General features: G+C 65.9%; 6 protein-coding genes and 2 pseudogenes. All 8 read left to right on the plus strand.

Translation table 11 applies throughout. From position 1 onward, the window contains the following. Nucleotides 1–803 (plus strand): annotated as a pseudogene (locus tag JX325_RS11700) (DNA mismatch repair protein MutL); the annotation flags it as partial. Between the two features lie 216 nt (nt 804–1,019). Further along, a complete protein-coding gene (locus JX325_RS11705; protein WP_204791296.1) occupies nt 1,020–1,610 on the plus strand; it encodes an NAD(P)H-dependent oxidoreductase in 591 nt (196 codons plus the stop codon). A 1-nt stretch (nt 1,611) separates the two neighbouring features. Next, complete coding sequence (miaA, locus tag JX325_RS11710) at nt 1,612–2,556, plus strand: tRNA (adenosine(37)-N6)-dimethylallyltransferase MiaA (RefSeq protein WP_204791297.1); 945 nt, start codon at nt 1,612–1,614, stop codon at nt 2,554–2,556. 116 nt (nt 2,557–2,672) lie between these two features. After that, entirely contained in the window at nt 2,673–2,900 is a 228-nt protein-coding gene (hfq, locus tag JX325_RS11715; RefSeq protein WP_204791298.1) for an RNA chaperone Hfq, read from the plus strand. 47 nt (nt 2,901–2,947) lie between these two features. Beyond that, a complete protein-coding gene (locus tag JX325_RS11720; protein WP_204791299.1) occupies nt 2,948–4,249 on the plus strand; it encodes an HlyD family efflux transporter periplasmic adaptor subunit in 1,302 nt (433 codons plus the stop codon). 73 nt (nt 4,250–4,322) lie between these two features. Beyond that, nucleotides 4,323–5,015: a YggS family pyridoxal phosphate-dependent enzyme gene (locus JX325_RS11725; RefSeq protein WP_204791300.1), complete on the plus strand. Its 693-nt coding sequence runs from the start codon at nt 4,323–4,325 to the stop codon at nt 5,013–5,015. 147 nt (nt 5,016–5,162) lie between these two features. Further along, nucleotides 5,163–5,603, plus strand: coding sequence for a cell division protein SepF (locus JX325_RS11730; RefSeq protein ID WP_204791301.1), 441 nt, complete (start codon nt 5,163–5,165; stop codon nt 5,601–5,603). A 52-nt stretch (nt 5,604–5,655) separates the two neighbouring features. After that, nucleotides 5,656–6,215, plus strand: a pseudogene (locus JX325_RS11735) (DivIVA domain-containing protein); the annotation flags it as partial.

A 6,215-nucleotide genomic window follows, 5' to 3' on the forward strand; every position in this document is an offset into this window, starting at 1 on the left:
CTCCCCGCCCGGCCCTGGGGCGGAGTGGGGCCTTCCCGCCCCTGCGGCAGGACGCGCCGTCCTCGGTCCTGGGGCTAAAGGCGGAGCGGGCGCCGGCGCCTCCCGCCCCCCCGGCGGAGCCGAAAGCTTTGGCAGAGCCCGCCCTTCCAAGGGAGCCGGTTTCGCCGGAACCGCGGCCCTTCGTCCCCGCCATTCCCCAGGCGGAGCTGCCGGGGCAGGAGACCCTGGAGCCCCCCGGCGAGGCCCCCTGGCGGATTGCCGGGGAGCTGCTGCGGACCTACATCGTCTGCGAGAGCGAGGCGGGGGAGGTCTGGCTGGTGGACAAGCACGCCGCCCACGAGCGGGTGAACTTCGACCGCCTGAAAGCCGCCCTGGAGCCCCCCATGCGCCAAGCCCTGCTGACCCCCGCCGCCGTGGAGCTGGGCCGGGAGGACGGGGCGCTGCTGCTGGAGCACCTGCCCNTTTTGGAGGAGCTGNGNTTTTCCTGCGAGGACTTCGGCAGCGGGGCCGTGCTGGTGCGGGAGATTCCGGCGGACCTGGACGCGGAGGACGTGACCGCCACTTTGGAGGAAATCGCCGGGAAGCTCCGCTCCGGGCGCTCTTTGGCGGAGCGGCGGGAAAGCCTTCTTCACACCATGGCCTGCAAGGCCGCTATCAAAGGCGGCTGGAAAAGCGGACCGGAGGAGCTCCGGGCTTTGATAGACAAGGTTCAAAGCGGCGAGGTCCGCTACTGCCCCCACGGGCGGCCCGTGGCGGTGAAGCTGACGAGATATGAACTGGAGAAAATGTTCAAGCGGAGTTAAAGAGGGGACTGCNTCCCCCCTTTAGATTCCNNCCACCAGTCTGCGGACTGGTGCCGCCGCCCAGGGCGGCTGGAGTCTTGGTATTTTCCTGACGCGCNTGTCGTCAGGAAAATGANTTCAATTTCTTTCTCCGCTTGGCGGAGAAACCAGGGGCTCCGGCCCCTGGACCCCGGGAGGGCAAGCCCATTCTTACAACGATATCAGACGAGGAATGACATGAAACTTTTATTCATTGACGGCTGCGTCAGCCAGCGGGGACCGGCGTCCCGGACCCGCGCCCTGGCGGAGGCCTTTCTCTCCGCCTTCCAGGAATCCCACCCCGGGGCGGAGGTGGAAACCGTGACCCTGGAAGCGCTGGATTNAAAGCCCTTCCTTCCCGCNNCCCTGAACCGGCGGGACGAGCTGGCCTCCGCCGGGGCCTTCGGCGCGCCGGTGTTCGGCCTGGCCCGGCAGTTCCAGGCGGCGGACAAAATCGCCGCCGCCGCGCCCTTTTGGGACCTGAGCTTCCCGGCGGTGATGCGGACCTACATCGAGTATATTTCCGCCAACGGCCTTTGCTATCACTACGAAGCCGACGGCTGCCACGGGGACTGCCGGGCGGACCGGCTGGCTTATCTCACCACCAGCGGGGACTTTGAGCGGCCCGAGAGCCTGGGGGTCCTCTACTGGAAGCAGCTTTCCAAAATGTTCGGCGTCCCCCGGTTTGACTACGTCTTCGCCGGAGGGCTGGACGTGGACCCCGCCAAGGCCCCGGAGCTTTTGGAGGCCGCCTGTGAACAGGCCCGGACCCTGGGCCGGAGCTTCTGAGATGGCGCCGAAGATCGTCTGCGTCGTGGGCCCCACCGCCTGCGNCAAGACCACCCTGGGCGTCCTGCTGGCCAAGAAATTCGGCGGCGAGGTGGTCTCCGCCGACTCCATGCAGATCTATCGGGGCATGACCATCGGCACCGCCGCCCCTACGGAAGAAGAGATGGACGGCGTGCCNCACNACATGATCNCGGTAAGCGACCCGGCGGAGCNGTGGTCCGCCGCCCGCTACGCCCAGGAGGCCGTTCCCATCATCGACGGCATCCTGGCCCGGGGGAAGCTGCCCATTTTAGTGGGGGGCACCGGCCTTTGGATTGACGCGGTGGTAAAGGGCCACGGCTTCGCGGCGGGCTGCGCCGGAGGGGCCGTGCGGCGGGAGCTGGAAGAGCGGCTGGCGGCGGAGGGCATCGGGCCGCTGCTGGAAGAGCTGCGGCGGGCGGACCCGGAATCGGCGGAGCGGCTCCACCCGGCGGACGAAAAGCGGATTCTGCGGGCCCTGGAGGTCTACCGGGAGACCGGGAAGACCATCACCGCCCACAATGAGGAGACGAAGGCCCTGCCCCCCCGGTACGGCGCGGTGTGGATCGGCCTCCAGTTCGCCGACCGGGCGGACATGAAGGCCCTCATCGACCGCCGGGTGGACCGCATGGCGGAGGCGGGGCTGCTGGAGGAGGTCCGGGCCCTTTTGAGCCTGGGCCTGCCCCGAAACGCCACGGCCCTCCAAGCCATTGGATACAAGGAGTTCCTGGGGGTCCTGGAGGGGACGGCCACGGAGGCGGAGGCCCTGGCGGAGGTAAAGCTCCGCTCCCGGCAGTACGCCAAGCGGCAGCTGACCTGGCTGCGGCGGAATCCGGCCATTCACTGGATCTTCTGGGAAAAAGACCGGGATTTTGCCCGGGCCCTACAGGTTTCGACGGAAATTCTCACCGCCGCGGGGGTATCCTAGAAATTGGCAAAACGATTCGCCCGGACCCCCTCGGGGAAGCCGAGGTCCTTCGTTTCGCTGAACCAACCAACAGCGCCCCCCGGGGNGCGCGGACAAAAGAAAAAGGAGCGGACGATATGCAAAGCAAACAGAACCTACAGGACCTCTTCCTTCTCCGGGCCAAGCGGGACCGGGTNCCGGTCACCATGTTTNNGATGAACGGCTTTCAGATGCGGGGAACCATCACCGGCTTCGACCCCTTCGTGGTCATTCTNGACAGCGAGGGCCGCCAGCAGGTGATTTACAAGCACGCCATCTCCACCATTGCCCCCACCCGGACGGTCTCCCTGGCCGGGGAGGAATGATCGCCCGTCCCCCGGGACCGAAATGAGGAAGGCTACATAAAAGCGCTATGAAAAAGAAAAAAAGCGGCATTGGAACCAAATTACTGATGGCCGCCCTCTTCCTGGGAGTGGCGGGCTACTTCGGCATTCAGGCGTTTCAATATCTGGACGACCCCCTGGGGATAATCCTGGCCTACCGCTATGAGGTGGAGCAGGCCGTGGACATGACGGGCTTCGTGGTCCGGGAGGAGCGGGTGCTGCCCGACGAGGGCGGCGGCCTCCTCCGGATTCAGCGGGCGGAGGGAGAGCGTGTGGCCGCCGGGGGGACCGTGGCCTCGGTCTACGCGGACCAGGCCTCCCTGGACCGCCAGGCGGAGATCGACAGCCTGGAAAGCCGGGTGGAGCAGCTCCAATACGCCCAGAACCTGGCCCTGGCGGCGGAGACCACCCGGAAGCTGGACGCCCAGATTGCCCAGAACCTGCTGGAATACCGCCGCCTCCTGGCGGCGGACAGGCTCTATGACGCGGAGAGCGTCGTCCTGGAGCTCCGGGCCCTGGTGCTCAAGCGGGACTACAGCGACGCGGGCGGCGAGGACGCGGCCCTCCAGCTCCAGGAGCTGGGCGCGCAGCTTTTGACCCTCCGGTCCCAGGCCGAGGGAACCGTCCGGCGCGTCACCGCCCCGGAGGCGGGGCTGTACTCCGCCGAGGTGGACGGCTACGAAACCGTGCTGACCCCGGAGGCGCTGGACGGCCTGACCCCCTCCGGCCTGGCGGCCCTGACGGCGAACCCGGCGGACCCGGCGGCGGTCTCCCGGACGGGAAAGCTGGTGCTGGGAGACGAGTGGCGCTATGCCGCCGTTTTGCCCTTCGAGGAGGCCGCGGCCCTTCAGAGCTTGCAGGCGGAGAGCGGGGGAACGCTGTGCCTCCGCTNTTCCAAGGGGGTGGACCGGGATTTGCCGGCNGTGCTGGAATCCATCGGCCCCCGGGAGGACGGCCGGGTGGTGGCGGTGTTCCGGGGGACGGCCTACCTCCGGGATCTGACGCTGCTGCGCCAGCAGCGGGCCCAGATCATCACCGGCGTTGTCTCCGGCATCCGGATTCCCCGGGAGAGCCTCCGGGCAGAGCGGGCCTATCTGGACGAGAACGGGAAAACCGTCACGGAGGATCGCGCCGGCGTCTACTGCCTGGTGGGCCGGGAAGCCCGGTTTAAGCCGGTGGAGGTGGTCCACAGCGGGGAGAGCTTCATCCTGGTGGCCCCCGCGCCGGAGCTGGACCAGAGCGTGGAAAAGGACGCCAAGCGGATCATTCGCCCGGGGGAGCAGGTGATCGTCTCCGCCCGGGGCCTGTTCGACGGAAAGGTGCTTACCTAAAAAGGCGCCCCAAACTAGTAAAAAGCCCCGTCCGGCGCCGGGCGCGGCATCATCAAGAAAGAGGGATGCATTCATGTCAATTGCGGAAAACATCGCCCGCGTCCGGGCGAACATCGCCGCCGCCGCTGCGGCGGCGGGCCGGAGGCCCGAAGAAATCACCCTGGTGGGGGCCAGCAAGATGAACGACGCCGCCGCCTGCCGGGCGGCCGTTGCCGCCGGGATCGACGCCCTGGGGGAGAACCGGGTCCAGGGGATGACCGCCAAGCTGGCGGAAAACGCCTATGACGGCGCGCCCCTGCACTTCATCGGCCACCTCCAGCGAAACAAGGTGAAGCAGGTGGTGGGAAAGGCGGCGCTGATCCAGTCCGTGGGCTCCCTGGAGNTGCTGGAGGAACTTGAAAAGGCCGCCGCCCGGCTGGATACCGTCCAGGACATCCTGCTGGAGGTCAACATCGCCGGGGAGGCGGCCAAGAGCGGCTTTGTCCCGGCGGCGCTTCTCTCCGGGGCCGGTGCGGCCCTGGAAAAGGAGCATCTGCGGGTGCTGGGACTGATGGCCATTCCCCCGGCGGACGCGGAGCGGGAGGAAAATCTTCAATATTTTGACAAAGTTCGGGCGCTCTTCCTTGACATGAACGAGAAATTGTACCATAAGAGTCTTCAGGTTCTGTCTATGGGCATGAGCGGCGACTATGAGGACGCCGTCCGCGCCGGGGCCACCATGGTCCGGGTGGGCACCGCCATTTTCGGGNGCCGCCATTACACATGACACAAGCGGAATATTACGCCCGAACGGAACGTGAGGAAGTAATATATGCCATGTTCTGCATCCGCCCCCGGCGGGCAGAACGGCTCAAATCAAACAGGCTGTTTCCGAATGGGACATTCGAGAGCGGCACGAACGGGAGGTACATCCATGAGTATCCTGGACGAGATAAAAAAGCTGACCCACCCCTATGAGGATGAAGACGACGATTCCGCCGAATTTGAGGACGAGGCCCAGGAGCGGGACGTGTTCGAGGAGCGCCGCTCCTCCCGCTACGACGACCGCCGGAACAAGGTGGTGAACATCCACGCCACCACCCAGCTCAAGGTGGTGCTGGTGAAGCCGGAGCGCTTTGAAANCGCCTCGNAAATCGCCGACCAGCTGAAGGACAAGCGGACGGTGGTTTTGAACCTGGAATCCACCAACAAGGACGTGGCCCGGCGGCTCATCGACTTTTTGTCCGGCGTGGCCTACGCCGGAGAGGGCAAAATCAAAAAGGTGGCCGCCAACACGTACATCATCACCCCCTACCATGTGGACATCGAGGGAGATCTGATCGACGAGCNGGAAAACAACGGGCTGTATTTCTGATAGACCATATTGTAGACCATATTGACTTGCGCGCTGGGGAGGATTTGCGACTATGCTGACACCGCAGGAGGTTTCCGCCCGCTCTTTCACCAAGACGATGATGGGCGGCTACAACATGACCATGGTGGACGAGTTTCTGGACGAGCTNANCNACGNCNACACGTCCCTCTACAAGGAAAACGCCTCTCTCAAGGCCAAGATGAAGGTCCTGGTGGAAAAGGTGGAGGAGTACCGGGCCACGGAGGACTCCATGCGGGCCACGCTGCTCACGGCCCAGCGGATGGCGGACTCCATCATCAAGGAGGCGGAGGAGAAGCGGGACGGCATCCTCCAGCAGGCGGAGGCCGCCGCCCGGGAGAAACTGGACGGCTACCGCAGGGAGGCGGAGCAGTGCGCCAAGCGCCTCCAGCAGGGACAGGATGAGATTCAGCGCTTCGTGGCGGAAAGCCGGGCGCTGTGCGAGAAGGAGCTTCGCTNCCTGGAGGAATTCCCCGCCATGCTCCTGGAGGAGAGCGAGCCGGTAAGCGCCGCCGCGGAGGAGATTGGGGAAAAGATCCTCTCCGCGGGGGAACCCGCCCCCGCCCCCGCCGCGCCGGAGCCCGCCCCCAAGAC

The organism is Oscillibacter sp. CU971, from assembly GCF_905219725.1.
Taxonomy (GTDB): domain Bacteria; phylum Bacillota; class Clostridia; order Oscillospirales; family Oscillospiraceae; genus Oscillibacter.